Here is a 17,761-nt window from a genome sequence, read left to right as displayed (position 1 = left end):
CGCGCTGCGCGTCGTGTTGCTCGACGCAGGCGCGACGGTGGTGATGGATCTCTGAGCCATCGCGTGCAAGCGGCTGTTCGGCATGCCCTCGCTGGACCATGCGCTAGTCTGCGCTCCCGTAGCGGAAGCTCAGAGTCGCATCCCCAGCCAGATCACCGACTCCGTCGATGCCGCCACCACCGGGCTCAGCACCTTTGACCACGCATGGTCGGCCCGCACATGCGATGCCGATTGGTCGTGATGCAACTGCTCCTCTTCCACGATCTGCGAGATGACGTGCACCGCCGCGTCGTCCTTGCCTGCCAGATCGTGCAGTTGCGTCTTCAGGTGTGCGAGCACCACGCGCTCGACCGCGACGGTGGTGGCCGAGATCGCATGCCGTCCCAGCAGGCCGGTCAGCAACCCCAACATCCAGCCGCCGATGCCGCATAGCCAGTAGCTGCGGCAGCGGCGCACGCCGCGGCGCTGCAACTCCGCCCAGAACAGCGCTCTATGCCCTTCCTCATGGGACTTGAACTCCCGCAGTTCCGCCACCAGCGACGGCGCGGTCCAGCGCGCCACGGCAATCTGCGCCCGGTAGATGTTCACCGCGCCCTGCTCGCCGGCGTGGTCGACCTTCAGGATGCGGCTGCCCAGCACCGTGATGCCGTCAGACTTCTTTTCCTCGTTCATCAGTACTCCCCCGTATCTCCAGATTCTGACGATTGGAGTGCCGGCCCGACAAGAGTCTGCGCAGCCACGCATTCATCGGCTCCGAATAAAAGCGCGCAATGGCCCACGCAACCGCCACCGACGCCGCAACGAAGAACACCATCGCCGGAAGCTTCCACTCAGAAGGCATCTCCCCGCGCGCCACGACGCCGCGCATCAGCCCCAGCACGACGATGTGGAACAGGTACAGCTCGTAGCTGTGCCGCCCCAGCCACCGCAGGCCCGCGAGCGCCCTGTTGCGCAGCGCCCAGGCCGGCACCTTCTCGTTGTGCGCGCCGACCAGAAGCACTGCGGTTGCGGCGGCGATGGCGGTGAAGCCGAAGACTTCGTTGCCATGGATTCCGCGCAGGTAAGTCACGGCCACGAGGCAGGCCGCTGCAAGCTGGAACTGGCGGCCGGCCCATCCGCCCAGGCTGAACCGCTGTGCGATCAGCGCCGCGCAGCAGCCGAAGGCCACCGCGTCGAAGCATGCGAGATAGCCGTACATGAAGTAGATCTCGTCGTCCGCGTGGAAGCTGCGGTAGACCGGCCCCGCGACGATCGCCACCAGCCACACGGCCACGATGGACCACTGGCGCTTCAGCCCGAAGCACAGCAGCGGGAACGCGAGGTAGAACACCTCCTCCACCGAGAGCGACCAGTAGATGTTCATCGCGTAGTTGAAGTACCACGCGTGCTGCATCAGCAGGTTGTGCCAGAAGGTCAGCACCGACAGCACCGCCACCGGATAGCCGACCTGCGGCCACCCCGGCTTGGCGATGTTCATGAACGCCGGCTGCCCGAGCAGGCCGAGCCCGACGATGACCGCCAGCGCCACCACCAGGCACGGCACGATGCGCGCGAAGCGAAAGGCGTAGAAGCCGCGCACGTCCACGTCGCCCAGGCTGCCGTAGCGCTTCAGCGTGGTCGAGGTGATGAGGTAGCCCGACACCACGAAGAACATGGTGACGCCGTAGTTGCCGTTGACCGCCAGGGACTTGATGAAAACGGCCGGCAGCACGGCGGCCAGCGGACTGTCCACCAGCGAGTACGACAGGTGGAAGTGCAGCAGCAGCACCAGCGAGATGGCGATGCCGCGCAGGACGTCGATCCTGAAATTTCGCGGTTGGATGGGCGGACTGGAAAGCAACGACATCGGGAAAACACCTAGGAGCAGCACTCCGACGAGCTTAAACGCGCGCCATCCGAGGGAAAGAAGCCTCGAAATCACCTTGACCAAACCCCTTCGTCGCTGGCCCGGTATTTGCATCCACGATCAGAAATGACAGAAAATTTTCTTGTTTGACTTATATTTGTAAACTGGTTTTCAAAAAAAGCACACTTTCGGGCGCTCCGCACCTTTCATGAACAGCACCGTCGACACCCAAGGCACCACCGTGGCACAGCGCATCGCTCAAGCGCTGCCACGGCTGACGCGCTCGCATCGCCAAGTGGCCGACTACGTGCTCGAGCACCCGCTGCAGGTCGCGACGCTGCCCATCGACGAACTGGCCGCCGCGGTCGGCGTGTCGGTCGCCACGGCCAACCGTTTCGCGCGCGCGCTGGACTTCGACGGCTACGCCACCTTCCGTGCGGAGCTGGTGCGCGGCTTCGAGCCGCTGGTGGCGCCGGTGGAGCGCATGCGCGGCAACCTGGAGCGCCCGACCACGGTGGCCGAGGTTTTCGCCACCGCGCTCGACGAGAGCCGCCGCAACATCGAAGCCACGCGCCAGACGCTGGACTACGCCGCCTGCGAAGCCGCGGTCGAGCGCATCGGCAAGGCGCGCTCGATCTACATCGCCGGCTTCGGCGCTAGCGCCTGGCTCGCCGGCCTGCTGCAGCACGGGCTGGACGGCAGCTGCAGCGACGTGCGCCTGCTCTCCGGCGTGAGCGGCGTGACGCATTCCGCGCGCACGCTGATGCATGCCGGGCCGCAGGACCTGTTCATCGGCATCACCTTCCCGCGCTACCTGACCGACACCGTGGCGCTGGCGCAGATTGCACGCAGCCAGGGCTGCGCCCTGCTCGCGCTGACCGACCGCCCCAGTTCGCCGCTCGCGCCGCTGGCCGACGTGGTGCTGTACTGCCAGACCGAAACCAGCTACCGCCCGAACTGCGAGACCAGCGTGCTCGCGCTGGTCGAGGCACTGACCAGCGCCGTGGCCCTGCGCGCGCCCGATCCGGTGCAGTCCGCGGGCCGCATCCTGCAGGCCGTGCGCCCGTGGCTGCACGGCGCCAACGGACTCCTGCGCATGAACGGCGCGAACCCCACCACCGCACCCGATGCCGCCGCCCCGAACGGCGCCGGCCCCAAAAAGAAGAAAGCTCCCCGATGACCCAGACCCATGTGCCCGTGATCGCCATCCACGGCGGCGCCGGCACCATCAGCGCCGCAACGACCAGCGCCGAACAGGCGCAGGCCTACCACGACGCTCTGAATCACATCGTGGCCGCCGCGCAATCGGCGCTGCTCAAGGGCGCCTCCGCGCTCGATGCCGCCTGCCTGGCGGTCGAGTTGCTCGAAGACTGCCCGCTGTTCAACGCCGGCCACGGCGCCGTGTTCACGCACGACGAAACCCATGAACTCGACGCCGCCGTGATGGACGGCGCCACGCTCGCCGCCGGCGCGATCGCAGGCGTGTGCCACGTCCGCCGCCCGGTGCGTGCCGCGCGCGCCGTGCTCGAAGACGGCGCCCATGTGCTGCTGGCAGGCGCGGGCGCCGAGGCTTTCGCTCGCGAACACGGGCTGGAGATGGTCGACCCCTCGTTCTTCTCTACCGAAGCGCGCCGCGAGCAGCTTTATCGCGTGCGTGGCACCGGCCGGGTGGTGACCGACCATGAAGGCGCGTCCATGACGGCCGCGCCCGCCGCCCCGCTGGACGAAGACAGGAAGTTCGGCACCGTCGGCGCCGTGGCGCTCGACATGCACGGCCACCTCGCCGCCGCAACCTCTACCGGCGGCATGACCAACAAGCGCGTCGGCCGCGTGGGCGATTCGCCGCTCATCGGCGCCGGCACCTATGCCGACGACCGCACCGCGGCCGTGTCCTGCACCGGCAGCGGCGAGATGTTCATCCGCGTCGCCGCCGCCTACGACGTGTGCGCGCGCATGGCCTACGCCGGCGCCACGCTCGAGGCCGCCACGCACGCTGTGGTGCAGCAGTCGCTGCCCGCCATCGGCGGTACGGGCGGCCTGATTGCGGTCGACCGCCACGGCAACCTGAGCCTGGCCTTCAACACCGAAGGCATGTACCGCGGCCACGCGCGCGGCAACGAAGCGCCGCAGACGGCCATCTTCGCAGCATGAAGCAAACCCCCAGTCTTCGCGCACTTCGTGTCGCTGCGCCAACCCCCTTGCAGGGGGCGACACCTGTGGCCCGGCAAAGCCGGTTCCACGGTGTCCCGCGAAAAAAAGCGACCCACGGTCAATAAGCCGAACGCCAACGCAATCTTCACTCGCCTCCCATGTCCACCCCTGCCCTCGCCCTGCCGGACGGCCGCGTCCTCGCCGTCGACGACCTCACCGTGCGCTTCTCGACTTCCGAGCGCACGGTCGATGCCGTCAAGAAACTGTCCTTCCACGTCGACCACGGCGAAACGCTCGCGGTGGTGGGCGAATCGGGTTCGGGCAAGTCGGTCACCTCGCTCGCGCTGATGCGGCTGGTGGAGCACGGCGGCGGGCGCATCCTCAACGGAAGCATGATGTTCCGCCGCCGCAACGGCGAAGTGCTCGACCTGGCGCAGGCACGCGACAGCGCGATGCGCGGCATCCGCGGTGCCGACATCGCGATGATCTTCCAGGAGCCGATGACGTCGCTGAACCCGGTGTTCACCGCCGGCGACCAGATCGCCGAGGCCATCCGCATCCACCAGGGCAAGAGCGACTCGGCCGCGCGCGCCGAAGCGCTGCGCATGCTGGAGCTGGTGCGCATTCCGGAAGCGCGCAACGTGCTCGACCGCTTCCCGCACCAGCTGTCGGGCGGCATGCGCCAGCGCGTGATGATCGCGATGGCGCTGTCGTGCAAGCCGCAGCTGCTGATTGCCGACGAGCCCACCACGGCCCTCGACGTGACCATCCAGGCGCAGATCCTCCAGCTCATTCGCGAGCTGCAGAAAGAGATGCGCATGGGCGTGCTCTTCATCACGCACGACATGGGCGTGGTGGCCGAGATTGCCGACCGCGTGCTGGTGATGTACCGCGGCGACAAGGTCGAAGCCGGCAGCTCCGACACCGTGTTCGCGGCGCCGCAGCACCCCTACACCCGCGCGCTGCTGTCCGCCGTGCCCAAGCTGGGCGCCATGCAGGGCACCGACCTGCCGGCCAAGTTCGAACTGCTGCGCACCGAAAGCCCGGCCGATGCGGCCCCGCCCGAACCCGCCACGCCGCAGGACACCGTGCGCGCCGACGCCGGCCCGATTCTTCGCGTGCGCGACCTCGTGACGCGCTTCGACGTGCGCAGCGGCCTCTTCGGCCGCGTGAAGCGCCGCGTGCACGCGGTGGAGAAGATCAGCTTCGACCTGTACCCCGGCGAAACGCTGGCACTGGTCGGCGAATCGGGCTGCGGCAAGTCGACCACCGGCCGCTCGCTGCTGCGCCTGGTCGAGAGCCAGAGCGGCGCCATCGAATTCGGCGGCCAGAACATCCGCGAGCTGCCCACGCGGGAGCTGCAGGCGCTGCGCCGCAACATCCAGTTCATCTTCCAGGACCCCTTCGCCTCGCTCGACCCGCGCGTGACGGTGGGCTTCTCGATCATGGAGCCGCTGCTGATCCACGGCATCGCCAAGGGCGCCGAGGCGCAGCAGCGCGTCGACTGGCTGCTGCAGAAGGTCGGCCTGCCGCCCGAGGTGGCGCAGCGCTATCCGCACGAGTTCTCGGGCGGCCAGCGCCAACGCATTGCCATTGCACGTGCCCTGGCGCTGAACCCCAAGGTGGTGGTAGCCGACGAATCGGTGTCCGCGCTGGACGTGTCGATCCAGGCGCAGATCGTGAACCTGATGCTCGACCTGCAGCGCGAGCTGGGCGTGGCCTTCCTGTTCATCTCGCACGACATGGCGGTGGTGGAGCGCATCAGCCACCGCGTGGCCGTGATGTACCTGGGCCAGATCGTCGAGATCGGCCCGCGCCGCGCGGTGTTCGAAGCACCGCAGCACGCCTACACCCGCAAGCTGATGGCGGCGGTGCCGGTGGCCGACCCGTCGCGCCGCCACAAGCCGCGCGCGCTGCTCGAAGGCGAGATTCCCAGCCCGATCCGCGCGGTGGGCGACGAGCCCGAAGTGCCGCCGCTGGTGCAGGTCGCGCCCGGCCACTTCGTGGCACGCCACGCCATCGGCGGGGCATTTTGAAGTTCGATGCCATCGGCGGCGCCTTCTGATTCCGGATCACAGAATTTTTTCAACCCGCAGGCCCCCTCCTGCTTTTTTCCTCGAACCGACTGGAGTTCTTCCATGAAGCAATCTTCTTCCTCCCTGCGCTGGGCATCCGCGCTGCTGGGCCTGGCCGCGCTGGCCGCCTCGGGCACCGCACTGGCCGCGAAAGACGTGGTTCTGTCGATCGGCTACCAGCCGGAAACGCTGGACCCGTACAACACCAACACCACCATCACCACGGCAGTGACCAAGACCTTCTATGAAGGCCTGTTCCAGTTCGACAAGGACCTGAAGGTGCAGAACGTGCTCGCCGAGAGCTACGACGTGTCGAAGGACGGCCTGGTCTACACCATCAAGCTGCGCACCGGCGTGAAGTTCCACGACGGCACCGACTTCAACGCCGAAGCCGTGAAGTTCGTGCTCGACCGCGTGCTGAACCAGGACAACAAGCTGCTGCGCTACAACCAGTTCAACCGCGTGAGCAAGGTCGAAGCGGTGAACCCGAGCACCGTGCGCATCACGCTGAAGGAGCCCTTCGGCCCCTTCATCAACTCGCTGGCCCACGCATCGGCCGCCATGATCTCGCCCACCGCGCTGAAGAAGTGGGGCAACAAGGACATCGCCTTCCACCCCGTGGGCACCGGCCCCTTCGAGTTCGTCGAGTGGAAGCAGACCGAAGCCGTCAAGGCCAAGAAGTTCGACGGCTACTGGAAGAAGGGCTACCCGAAGGTCGACACGGTGCAATGGAAGCCGGTGCTCGAGAACAACACGCGCGCAGCGATGCTGCAGACCGGCGAAGCCGACTTCGCGTACCCCATTCCCTATGAGCAGGCCGACCTGCTGAAGAAGAGCGAGAAGCTCGAAGTGGTGGCCACGCCGTCGATCATCACGCGCTTCCTGGCATTCAACATGCTCGTGAAGCCCTATGACAATCCCAAGGTGCGCGAAGCCATCGGCTACGCCATCAACAAGGAAGCGCTGGCCAAGGTCGCGTTCGGCGGCTATGCCTTCCCCGCGCAGGGCGTGCTGCCGCAGGGCGTGAAGTACGCCGAGAAGATGGCCCCCATCCCCTATGACCTGAAGAAGGCCAAGGAACTGATGAAGGAAGCCGGCTACCCCGACGGCTTCGAGTCGGTGCTGTGGAGCGCCTACAACAACACGACCAGCCAGAAGACGATCCAGTTCGTGCAGCAGCAGCTCGCCCAGATCGGCATCAAGCTGCAGGTGCAGGCGCTCGAAGTGGGCCAGCGCACCGAGCAGGTGGACGCATGGCCGGATCCGAAGACGGCCAAGGTCCGCATGTACTACACCGGCTGGTCGTCGTCGACCGGTGAAGCCGACTGGGGCCTGCGCCCGCTGTTCGCCTCGGAAGCCTGGGCGCCGAAGCTGAACAACATGTCGTTCTACAAGAGCGAGGTGGTCGACAACGCGCTGGCCAAGGCGCTGGTGACTGTCGACGAAAAGGAACGCACCGCGCTCTACAAGACCGCGCAGGAAGAAATCCGCAAGGACCTGCCCCGCGTGCCGATGATCACGGAACAGAACCTGTCGGCGCACGCCAAGCGCCTCTCGGGCGTGTTCGTGATGCCCGACGGCAACATCAACATCGACGCCATCGCGGTGTCGAACTGATCGCCGGCTCTTCGTTTCCTGACTGAATGCCCGACGGGCGATGGCATGCCGCCATCGCCCGCTCGCGGCAACCGCACCCCATGCTGAACTACTTTCTCAAACGACTGTTGGGCCTGATCCCGACACTGCTCATCGTGGCGGTGCTGGTGTTCCTGTTCGTCCACATGCTGCCCGGCGATCCGGCGCGCCTTGCCGCCGGCCAGGAAGCCGACGAGCAGACCGTGGCCATGGTCCGCGCGGAGCTGGGCCTCGACAAGCCGCTGCCGCAGCAGTTCGTGAACTTCTTCACCCACATGCTGCAAGGCGACTTCGGCACCTCGATCCGCACGCGGCGGCCGGTGTCGGTGGAAATCGGCGAGCGCTTCTTCCCGACGGTGATGCTGACCATCACCAGCATGGTGTGGGCGGTGATCTTCGGCATGGGCATCGGCATCGTCTCGGCGGTGTACCGCAACAAATGGCCGGACCGGCTGGGCATGACGCTCGCCGTGTCGGGCATCTCCTTTCCCGCATTTGCACTCGGCATGCTGCTGATGCAGATTTTCTCGGTCCAGCTCGGCTGGCTGCCCACGGTGGGCGCCAGCAGCTGGAAACACTACATCCTGCCCTCGATCACGCTGGGCGCGGCGGTGGCCGCCGTGATGGCGCGCTTCACGCGGGCCTCCTTCGTCGAGGTGATCCAGGAAGACTTCGTGCGCACCGCGCGCGCCAAGGGCGTGCGCGAAACCAGCGTGGTGTTCAAGCACACGCTGCGCAATGCGCTGATCCCGGTGGTCACCATGATGGGCCTGCAGTTCGGCTTCCTGCTGGGCGGCTCCATCCTGGTGGAGGCGGTGTTCAACTGGCCCGGCCTCGGCCGCCTGCTGGTCGACGCCGTGCAGATGCGCGACTACCCCGTGATCCAGACGCTGGTGCTGCTGTTCTCGCTCGAATTCATCCTGATCAACCTGGTGGTGGACGTGCTGTACGGCTACATCAACCCCACCATCCGATACAAGTGAGCAAGCAGCCATGACGCAACAAGCTTCCGGCGTGCCTGCCGAATCCATCGTTCCACTGTCTCCCGTTGCCGCGGTGCAAACCGCCGGCAAGGTCCGCACGCCCTGGGGCGAATGCTGGCGCCGCTTCAAGAAGCAGCCCGTGGGCATCATTGCCGCGCTCTTCGTGCTGCTGCTGGTGTTCGTCGCGGTGTTCGCGCCGTGGATCGTGCCCTTCGATCCGGAGAACTTCTTCGACTACGACATGCTGAACAGCGGCCCCTCGGCCACGCACTGGTTCGGCGTCGACCCGCTGGGCCGCGACATCTTCAGCCGCATCCTGATGGGCGCGCGCATCTCGCTGATGGCGGGCTTCCTGTCGGTGCTGGTGGGCGGCTTCGTCGGTACCGCATTCGGCCTGCTGGCGGGCTACTACGAAGGCTGGTGGGACCGCATCGTGATGCGCGTGTCGGACGTGCTGTTCGCATTCCCCGGCATCCTGCTGGCGCTGGGCGTGGTGGCCATCCTGGGCAGCAGCATGACCAACGTGGTGGTGGCGGTGTCGGTGTTCAGCGTGCCGGCCTTCGCGCGCCTGGTGCGCGGCAACACGCTGGTGCTCAAGCAGCAGACGTACATCGAGGCCGAGCGCAGCATCGGCGCGTCGGACTGGACCATCATCGTGCGGCACATCCTGCCGGGCACCATCTCGTCGATCGTGGTGTATTTTTCGATGCGCGTGGGCACCTCGATCATCACGGCGGCCAGCCTGTCGTTCCTGGGCATGGGCGCGCAGCCGCCGACGCCCGAGTGGGGCGCGATGCTCAGCGAGGCCCGCGCCGACATGGTGACCTCGCCGCACGTGGCGCTCTTCCCCAGCCTGGCCATCTTCTTCACCGTGCTCGCCTTCAACCTGCTGGGCGACGCACTGCGCGACGCGCTCGATCCCAAGATCGACCGCCAGTAGTCCTTCTCTCGCCTCGATTTCTCCGATGCCTTCCATGTCCTCCCCGATGCAGCCCACCGCCCCGCCGTTCATCGGCACCCTGCTCCAGGGCGAGCGCAACACCATCGCGGACGTGGCCGGCGTCACCGTCGGCCACAGCACCCTGGACGACGGCGGCATCCAGACCGGCGTGACGGTGATCCGCCCGCACCAGGGCGACCCGTTCCGCGACAAGGTGCCGGCCGCCGCCGTGGTGCTCAACGGTTTCGGCAAGAGCGTGGGGCTGGTGCAGTTGGCGGAGCTCGGCGTGCTGGAGACGCCGATTGCACTGACCAACACCTTCTCGGTCGGCACTGTGGCCACGGCGCAGATCCGCCAGTGCGCGGCAGCCAACCCCGAGACCGGGCGCTCGCTGCCCACGGTCAACCCGCTGGTGTTCGAGTGCAACGACGGCTTCCTCAACGACATCCAGCGGCTGGCGGTGAGCGAGGCCGACTACCTGCGCGCGCACGACGGCGCCGCCGCCGACTTCGCGCAGGGCTCGGTCGGCGCGGGGCGCGGCATGTCGAGCTTCCAGCTCAAGGGCGGCATCGGCAGCGCGTCGCGCCGGGTGTCGGCGCGCGGCCGCGGGCTGCACACGGTGGGCACGCTGGTGCTGGCCAACTACGGGCGCCAGCCGCAACTGCTGCTGGCGGGCCATGCAATCGGCGACCGGCTGGCGCAGCTGCAGGCCGTGCGCGGCGTACCGGCATCGACGGAGCCCGAGAAGGGCTCGATCATCATCGTCGTCGCGACCGACGCGCCGCTCGACGCACGCCAACTGGGCCGGCTGGCACTGCGCGCGGGCGCCGGACTAGCCCGCACCGGCTCGGTCTACGGCCACGGCAGCGGCGACATCGTGCTGGCCTTTTCCACCGCCTACACCGTGCCCGGCAGCGTCGAACGCCCGATGCCCGCCGTGGCGATGCTGCACGACGGGCTGCTCGACGGCCTGTTCCAGGCCGCCGCCGACAGCACGGAACAGGCGATCATTCATGCCCTATGGCACGCCACGGCCGTGACCGGACGCGACGGCAACCACCGCGCCCCGCTCCGAGACCTGCTGCCGGCCCTTTCTCTTTCTTCCTGATTCCGATCACATTGCGCCCATGAAAGTCCTGATCTCCACCGACATCGAAGGCGTCGCCGGCGTCTACCACCCCGAGCAGACGCGCCAGGGCAACCCCGAGTACGAACGCGCACGCCTGCTGATGGCGCAGGAGGCCAACGCCGCCATCGCCGGCGCCTTCGACGCGGGCGCCACCGAGGTGCTGGTGAACGACTCGCACGGCGGTTTCCGCAACATGCCACCCGATGTGCTGGATCCGCGCGCCCGCGTGGTGCAAGGCAAGCCGCGCTACCTGAGCATGGTGGCCGGCGTGGACGAAGGCGTGGACGCGGTCTGCATGGTGGGCTACCACTCGCGCGCGCATGGGCGCGGCATCCTCGCGCACACGATCAACGGCTTTGCATTCGGCGGCATCTGGTTCGGCGAGCAGGAGCTGGGCGAAGCCGGCGTCTACGGCGCGCTGGCCGGCGAATACGGCGCGCCTGTGGTGATGGGCAGCGGCGACGACGTGTTCATCGCCGAGAACCGCCCCCTGTTTCCACACGCGACCTTCGTGCAGACCAAGCGGGCCACGGGCAACAACAGTGGCGTGTCGCTGTCGCCCGAGCAGTCGCGCCGAGCGATTCGCGCAGGGGTGGAAGAAGCGTTGGCTGCGCGCGCGAACGCACAGCCGCTGGTGTTCAAGGGGCCGCAACAGGTCACGCTTCGCTGCCAGACGCCCGCGCTGGCCGACCTGTTCTGCCAGTGGCCGAGCTTCGAGCGCGTCGACGGCGTGACGCTGCGCTTCACCGCGCCTACGGTGGAGGCAGCAGTGCGCATGCTGAACTGCTGCTCGGCGATGTCGACGATGCTGCGCTAGACAACCTTGTAGACGCGGATCACCACGGCCTCGCGCTGCGGCCGCAGCGCATCGAGCGTGCCCACGTAGACGAAGTCGTTGAGCCAGCCGTATTTGCCCTCGGGCGCGACGATCTGCAGCGTGGAGAACACATAGCGCGGCGCATTCTTCGGGCTGCGCGACAACACGGTGTTGCGCACCGAGATCACCACGCCGTCGTCGGTCTTCAGCTCGTACACGGCATCGAGGTTCTTCGCGCCGTCGCGGCGCAGCAGCTGGCGGTCGGCACCGCCCGCCAGCACCGTGCCGCGCAGGCCCGGGCCCTCAAACGAACCACCCGTGATCGGCACCATGAAGCGCTCGCCGAAAGGCGAGGCGCCCAGCGTCATCGGCGCGGCGATGTCGACGATGGCTTCATAGACGAATTCCGTGCGCGGCAGCACGACGGGAATGCGCTCGCTGGTCGGAGTGGCGATGGCCGATGGCGGCGCGTCGGCCGCCCTCGCATCGGCAAGCGTGGCCACGGCGGTGATTCCGGCAATCAGCGCGCCGCGGCGCGAGGTCGAAGAAGGCTGGGAGCTCATTGCGTCCTGCGTCGATTTGATTATTCGGGATAATCATTTCAACGCCGTACAGCGGCCGCCGCGTCAGCATTTACCCTTGCTGTTTCATTCACCGGCAGTCGGCATGGCGACGACCAGGAGGCGCTTTCGCCTTATCCGGAATAAGCATCAAACCGCCTGGAAACCCGCATGGATGCTGGCGAATAAGCTTATCCGCATAAGGCGCGAACCAAAAAATAGTTTGTTTCCATAAGCCCCGCTTTCAGAATCTCGGCTTCTTGCTGGGGCGCCCCGTTGTACGTGCGGCACCGCACTTCTTCAAGACACACGCACGATGTACCAATACACAGAATTCGATCGCCAGTTCGTTCATCAACGAGCCGCCCAGTTCCGAGACCAGCTCGAGCGCTGGCAGAAGGGCCGCCTCCACGAAGACGAGTTCCGCCCGCTGCGGCTGCAAAACGGCTGGTACGTCCAGCGCTACGCGCCCATGCTGCGCGTGGCCGTGCCCTATGGCGAGCTCTCCAGCCGCCAGATCCGCGTGCTGGCCCGCATCGCCCGCGAGTACGACGAGCCCGAAGCCGAGGTCTACCGCAAGGCCATCGAAACGCAAGGCCTGCTCGGCAGCCAGAAGCTGCCCACCCACTACGCCCACTTCTCGACGCGCCAGAACGTCCAGTTCAACTGGATTCCGCTGGCCAAGTCGGCCGACGTGATGGACCTGCTGGCTTCGGTCGACATGCACGGCATCCAGACCAGCGGCAACTGCATCCGCAACATCACGAGCGACGAGCGCGCCGGCATCGCCGTCGACGAGATCGCCGACCCGCGCCCCTACGCCGAAATCATGCGCCAGTGGAGCACGCTGCACCCCGAGTTCGCGTTCCTGCCGCGCAAGTTCAAGATCGCCATCACCGGCGCCACCGAAGACCGCGCCGCCACCGGCTGGCATGACGTGGGCCTGCACATCGTGAAGAACGAAGCCGGCGAAATCGGCTTTCGCGTGCAAGTGGGCGGCGGCATGGGCCGCACGCCCATCGTGGGCACGGTGCTGCGCGAGTTCCTGCCCTGGCAGCAGATCATGAATTACCTCGAAGCGGTGATCCGGGTCTACAACCGCTATGGCCGCCGCGACAACATCTACAAGGCGCGCATCAAGATCCTGGTGAAGGCCGAAGGCCAGCGCTACATCGACGACGTGGACGCCGAGTACAAGCAGATCCTCGAGCACGACGGCGCGCCGCACACCATCACGCAGGCCGAGTTCGACCGCGTGGCCGCCTCCTTCGTGCCGCCGACGCTGGCCACCCGCGTGCTGCAGAGCGCCGAGAAGACCGACGCCGAACTGCGCGCCCACGCCGCCGACGACGTGCAGTTCGCCCGCTGGCTCGCCCGCAACGTGGCGCCACACAAGAACCCCGCGCTGCGCGCCGTCACGCTGTCGTTCAAGCGCCTGAAGCAGGCGCCCGGCGACGCATCGGCCGACCAGCTCGACACCCTCGCCGAGCTGGCCGACCGCTTCTCGGCCGGCGAAGCCCGCGTGACGCACGACCAGAACGTGGTGCTGCCCTGGGTGCATGCCGAAGACCTGCACGCGCTGTGGCTCGCCGCCCGCGCCGCCGGCCTCGCCAGCGCCAACGTGCACCTGCTGACCGACATGATCGCCTGCCCCGGCGGCGACTTCTGCGCGCTGGCCAATGCGCGCTCCATCCCCATCGCCGAAGCCATCACCGAGCGTTATCAGGACCTCGACGAGCTCGACGACCTGGGCGAGATCGACCTGCACATCAGCGGCTGCATCAACTCCTGCGGCCATCACCACAGCGGCCACATCGGCATCCTGGGCGTCGACAAGGACGGCAAAGAGTGGTACCAGGTCACCCTCGGCGGCTCCGACGGCTCCGCGCTCAGCGGCGCGCCGCAGGCCGGCAAGGTGGTCGGACCCTCGTTCTCGGCAGCCGAAGTGCCGGGCGTGATCGAGGCCGTGCTCACCACGTACCGCGACACCCGCGAAAACGGAGAGAACTTCATCGACACCCTGCGCCGCGTGGGCCCGGACCCGTTCAAGGCCGCCGCCAACGGTGCGCGTTTCAAGGTGGAGGAAGCAGCATGAAAAAAACCCTGAACATCCTCTCGGCCGAAGAACACATCGACGACGGCGACCCGAAGGTTCTGCAACTGGCCAACGACGCCGACCCGCTCGCCATCGAGGTGTGCTTGGCGGACATCGAACGCATCGACCTTCACTTTCCCAAGTTCACCGACGGCCGCGCCTACAGCCAGGCCTTCCTGCTGCGCCGCCGCCTGGGCTTCACGGGCGACATCCGCGCCACGGGCGACGTGCTGATCGACCAGCTGGTGCAGATGGAACGCACCGGCTTCTCCAGCGCGGTGCTCAAGGAAGGCGTGGACGCCTCCGACGCACAGCGCCAGTTCGACCGCTTCAACGCCTTCTACCAGGGCGACGCGGTGCAGACCGCGCCGCACTTTGCCGCCGGCGCCTGAGAGCGAATGGGAACCTTCGACATGAGCATCGCCACGGACATCGATTTCGCACGCATCAACACCGAACTCGGCCGCAACGCCGAGGGCCTGGTGGACTGGGCGCTAGGCCTGGGCCAGAGCGCCATTGTCACCACCAACTTCCGTCCCTTCGAGGCCGTGATCCTGCACATGGTGACGCGCGTGAAGCGCGATGTTCCCGTGGTGTGGATGGACAACGGCTACAACACCGAAGCCACCTACCGCTTTGCCGACGAAGTGACGAAGCAGCTGGGCCTGGACCTGCACATCTACCTGCCGCGCCGCTCGCGTGCGCATCGCGAAGCCGTGGAAGGCTCGACACCGGCGCTGGACGATCCGCGCCACGCCGCCTTCACCGAAGAAGTGAAGCTGGAGCCCTTTGCCCGCGCGCTGCGCGAGACGGCGCCCAAGGTCTGGTTCACCGCGCTGCGGGCCACCGACACGGCCGTGCGCGCGCAGATGGACCCGGTCAGCGTGAACCCCGACGGCCTCATCAAGGTGGCTCCGCTGCTGCACTGGTCGTCCAAGGATCTTCACGAGTACTGCGTGAAACACGGATTGCCCAACAACTTCGACTACGTGGACCCGACCAAGGGCGAAGACAACCGCGAGTGCGGCCTGCATCTCGCGCACTGAGCGAGCGCCAACGCCTCACCGATTCCCAGCATTCAGCAAGCACCCCATCCGATGAACGCCCGTACCGAAACCGATCTGCTGCTGCCGCCGGCACACCTGTCCAACACGCACCTCGACGCACTGGAGGAAGAAACCATCTTCATCCTGCGCGAAGTGGCGGCCGCCTTCGAGCGCCCCACTCTGCTGTTCTCGGGCGGCAAGGATTCGCTGGTGCTGCTGAAGTGCGCGGAAAAGGCCTTCGGCGTGGGCCGCATCCCCTACCCGCTGCTGATGATCGACACCGGCCACAACTTCCCTGAAGTGACGGCCTATCGCGACCAGCGCGCCAGGGAACTGGGCGCCGAGCTGATCGTGCGCAGCGTCGAAGACTCCATGAAGCGCGGCACCGTGCGCCTGGCCCACCCCGGCGAGTCGCGCAATGCCCACCAGTCGGTGACGCTGCTGGAGGCCATCGAGGAATTCCGCTTCGACGCGCTGATCGGCGGCGCCCGCCGCGACGAGGAAAAGGCGCGCGCCAAGGAGCGCATCTTTTCCCACCGCGACAGCTTCGGCCAGTGGCAGCCCAAGGACCAGCGCCCCGAACTGTGGACGCTGTTCAATACGCGCCTGGCCCCGGGCGAACACTTCCGCGTGTTCCCTATCTCGAACTGGACCGAACTCGACGTGTGGCAGTACATCGCCCGCGAGGAAGTCGGACTGCCTTCGATCTACTACACGCACAAGCGCGAAGTGGTGGAACGCCGTGGCCTGCTGGTGCCCGTGACCGAACTGACCCCGCCGCGTGATGGCGAAACAGTGCAGGTGCGCGACGTGCGCTTTCGCACCGTGGGCGACATCACCACCACCTGCCCGGTGGAAAGCCTGGCGGCCGATGCCGACGACGTGGTGCTCGAGACCCTGTCGGTGGACGTCAGCGAACGCGGCGCCACCCGGATGGACGACATGACGTCCGAAGCTTCGATGGAAAAACGAAAGAAAGACGGGTACTTCTGACCCACCCCCAGGCTTCGCGCACTTCGTGTCGCTACGCCCAGCCCCTCGAAGGGGGCAACACCAGCGGCCCGGCAGAGCCGGTTCCGCGGTGTTCCACGAATTGGAGAATCACTCAATGAACGCTGCTGCCATTTCAAACGCCTCGCCCGCCGAAGTCCACGGTGACACCGGCACCGCCCTGCGCTTCATCACCTGCGGCTCGGTCGACGACGGCAAGAGCACGCTGATCGGCCGCCTGCTGGTCGACAGCAAGACCGTGCTGCAAGACCAGCTGGCCGGCGTGCAGCGCGGCGGCGAGACCGACCTCGCCCTGCTGACCGACGGCCTCTCGGCCGAGCGCGAACAGGGCATCACGATCGACGTGGCCTACCGCTACTTCTCGACCGCCAAGCGCAAGTTCATCATCGGCGACGCGCCGGGCCATGAGCAGTACACGCGCAACATGGTCACCGCCGCCTCGGCCGCCGACGCCGCCGTGGTGCTGGTCGACGCCACCAAGCTGGCCTGGGCCGCCGAAGTGGAAGACGGCACCGTGGTCAAGCGCGAGCTGCTGCCGCAGACGCGCCGCCACACGCTGCTGTGCCATCTGCTGCGCGTGCAGTCGATCGTGTTCGCGGTGAACAAGCTCGACGCCATCGCCGACGCCGGCTTGGCGTTCGAACGCATCTCGACCGCACTCAACGCCTTTGCCGAAGCGGCCGGCGTGCAGGTGGCGGCCATCGTGCCGATCTCGGCGCTCAAGGGCTGGAACGTGGCCACGCGCCATGCCGACTGGGTGGGCTACGAAGGCCCCAGCCTGCTCGAGCTGCTCGAAGAGCTGCCCGTGACCGCGCAGGACGAGGCCGTGCCCTTCGCCTTCCCGGTGCAGTGGGTCGAGAAGTTCTCGGCCTCCGCCGACACCTCGCAAGGCCGTCGCGTGTTCTGGGGCCGCGTCGCCTCGGGCCATGTGGAGCCCGGCCAGCGCGTGACCGTGCTGCCGAGCAACCAGACCGCCACCGTGGCGCAGGTGCTGAGCCACACGCGCCAGCCGAAGTCGGTGCATGCGGGCCACAGCGCCGGCATCGTGCTCGACCGCGAGGTCGACGTGTCGCGCGGCGACTGGCTGCTGGCGCCCGGCGCCTTCGAGCCGGTGCGCGAGATCACCGCCACCGTGGCCTGGCTCGACGACGAGCCGCTGGTCGCGGGCCGCGTGTACTGGGCGCTGCAAGGCCACCGCTGGGTCAAGGCCAAGGTGGCGCGCATAGTCGACCGGGTGAACATCACCACGCTCGAATCGGAGCCTGCAACGCAGCTGGAAGCCAACTCCATCGGCGACGTGGTGCTCGCGCTGCAGCAGCCGCTTGCAGTGCTGCCGTTCACGCAATCGCGTGCGCTGGGCTCGCTGGTGCTGGTCGATACGGCCTCCCACAAGACCGCTGCCGCGGTGCTCGTGCAGCCCACCGCCGCAAAGGCCTAAAATCTAGGGTTTTTCCCGACCACTTCTGACGCAAA

General features: G+C 67.1%; 16 protein-coding genes. 13 read left to right on the top strand and 3 right to left on the bottom strand.

Annotation, left to right across the window (positions count from 1 at the left end; genetic code table 11):
- Nucleotides 1-129: 129 nt before the first annotated feature.
- The gene (locus ACWV14_RS15435; RefSeq protein ID WP_454909359.1) at nt 130-672 is read right to left on the bottom strand and encodes a demethoxyubiquinone hydroxylase family protein; all 543 of its coding nucleotides are present in this window, start codon (nt 670-672) and stop codon (nt 130-132) included.
- A complete protein-coding gene (locus ACWV14_RS15430; RefSeq protein WP_454909358.1) occupies nt 650-1,846 on the bottom strand; it encodes an acyltransferase family protein in 1,197 nt (398 codons plus the stop codon). Before ACWV14_RS15430 ends, ACWV14_RS15435 begins: the two co-directional genes overlap by 23 nt.
- A gap of 208 nt (nt 1,847-2,054) precedes the next feature.
- Here ACWV14_RS15430 and ACWV14_RS15425 point away from each other — a divergent pair, with 208 nt between their 5' ends.
- From ACWV14_RS15425 to ACWV14_RS15390, 8 genes are all read left to right on the top strand, one after another.
- Nucleotides 2,055-3,026, top strand: coding sequence for a MurR/RpiR family transcriptional regulator (locus ACWV14_RS15425; protein WP_454909357.1), 972 nt, complete (start codon nt 2,055-2,057; stop codon nt 3,024-3,026).
- Nucleotides 3,023-3,997 carry an isoaspartyl peptidase/L-asparaginase family protein gene (locus ACWV14_RS15420; protein WP_454909356.1) on the top strand — a complete coding sequence of 325 codons (975 nt, stop codon included), beginning with the start codon at nt 3,023-3,025 and terminating at the stop codon, nt 3,995-3,997. The genes ACWV14_RS15425 and ACWV14_RS15420 overlap by 4 nt, the downstream gene beginning before the upstream one ends.
- 158 nt (nt 3,998-4,155) lie before the next feature.
- Nucleotides 4,156-6,033: a dipeptide ABC transporter ATP-binding protein gene (locus ACWV14_RS15415; protein ID WP_454909355.1), complete on the top strand. Its 1,878-nt coding sequence runs from the start codon at nt 4,156-4,158 to the stop codon at nt 6,031-6,033.
- Nucleotides 6,034-6,135: 102 nt separating this feature from the next.
- Entirely contained in the window at nt 6,136-7,689 is a 1,554-nt protein-coding gene (gene gsiB, locus ACWV14_RS15410; protein WP_454909354.1) for a glutathione ABC transporter substrate-binding protein GsiB, read from the top strand.
- A gap of 80 nt (nt 7,690-7,769) precedes the next feature.
- A complete protein-coding gene (gsiC, locus tag ACWV14_RS15405) occupies nt 7,770-8,690 on the top strand; it encodes a glutathione ABC transporter permease GsiC (protein WP_422086506.1) in 921 nt (306 codons plus the stop codon).
- Between the two features lie 10 nt (nt 8,691-8,700).
- Entirely contained in the window at nt 8,701-9,630 is a 930-nt protein-coding gene (gene gsiD / locus ACWV14_RS15400) for a glutathione ABC transporter permease GsiD (RefSeq protein WP_285410739.1), read from the top strand.
- A gap of 46 nt (nt 9,631-9,676) precedes the next feature.
- Complete coding sequence (locus ACWV14_RS15395) at nt 9,677-10,738, top strand: P1 family peptidase (protein ID WP_454914105.1); 1,062 nt, start codon at nt 9,677-9,679, stop codon at nt 10,736-10,738.
- 19 nt (nt 10,739-10,757) lie between these two features.
- The gene (locus ACWV14_RS15390) at nt 10,758-11,576 is read left to right on the top strand and encodes a M55 family metallopeptidase (RefSeq protein ID WP_422086503.1); all 819 of its coding nucleotides are present in this window, start codon (nt 10,758-10,760) and stop codon (nt 11,574-11,576) included.
- On the opposite strand, the gene ACWV14_RS15385 is transcribed toward ACWV14_RS15390, so the two are convergent.
- The gene (locus ACWV14_RS15385) at nt 11,573-12,139 is read right to left on the bottom strand and encodes a DUF3237 domain-containing protein (RefSeq protein WP_454909352.1); all 567 of its coding nucleotides are present in this window, start codon (nt 12,137-12,139) and stop codon (nt 11,573-11,575) included. The two genes, ACWV14_RS15390 and ACWV14_RS15385, sit on opposite strands and share 4 nt — an antisense overlap.
- A gap of 313 nt (nt 12,140-12,452) precedes the next feature.
- Here ACWV14_RS15385 and ACWV14_RS15380 point away from each other — a divergent pair, with 313 nt between their 5' ends.
- From ACWV14_RS15380 to ACWV14_RS15360, 5 genes are all read left to right on the top strand, one after another.
- Nucleotides 12,453-14,231 carry a nitrite/sulfite reductase gene (locus tag ACWV14_RS15380; protein WP_454909351.1) on the top strand — a complete coding sequence of 593 codons (1,779 nt, stop codon included), beginning with the start codon at nt 12,453-12,455 and terminating at the stop codon, nt 14,229-14,231.
- A complete protein-coding gene (locus ACWV14_RS15375) occupies nt 14,228-14,623 on the top strand; it encodes a DUF934 domain-containing protein (protein WP_422086500.1) in 396 nt (131 codons plus the stop codon). Before ACWV14_RS15380 ends, ACWV14_RS15375 begins: the two co-directional genes overlap by 4 nt.
- A gap of 21 nt (nt 14,624-14,644) precedes the next feature.
- Nucleotides 14,645-15,277, top strand: a complete 633-nt coding sequence (locus ACWV14_RS15370) for a phosphoadenosine phosphosulfate reductase domain-containing protein (RefSeq protein WP_454909350.1) — start codon at nt 14,645-14,647, stop codon at nt 15,275-15,277.
- Between the two features lie 51 nt (nt 15,278-15,328).
- Nucleotides 15,329-16,270: a sulfate adenylyltransferase subunit CysD gene (gene cysD / locus ACWV14_RS15365; RefSeq protein WP_454909349.1), complete on the top strand. Its 942-nt coding sequence runs from the start codon at nt 15,329-15,331 to the stop codon at nt 16,268-16,270.
- 115 nt (nt 16,271-16,385) lie between these two features.
- Nucleotides 16,386-17,726, top strand: a complete 1,341-nt coding sequence (locus ACWV14_RS15360; RefSeq protein ID WP_454909348.1) for a sulfate adenylyltransferase subunit 1 — start codon at nt 16,386-16,388, stop codon at nt 17,724-17,726.
- Nucleotides 17,727-17,761: the final 35 nt, after the last annotated feature.

The sequence above is a fragment of the Variovorax durovernensis genome (genome assembly GCF_977011995.1).
The sequence above is the reverse complement of the archived record's forward strand: the minus strand, read 5'-3'. Positions and strand labels throughout refer to the sequence as shown.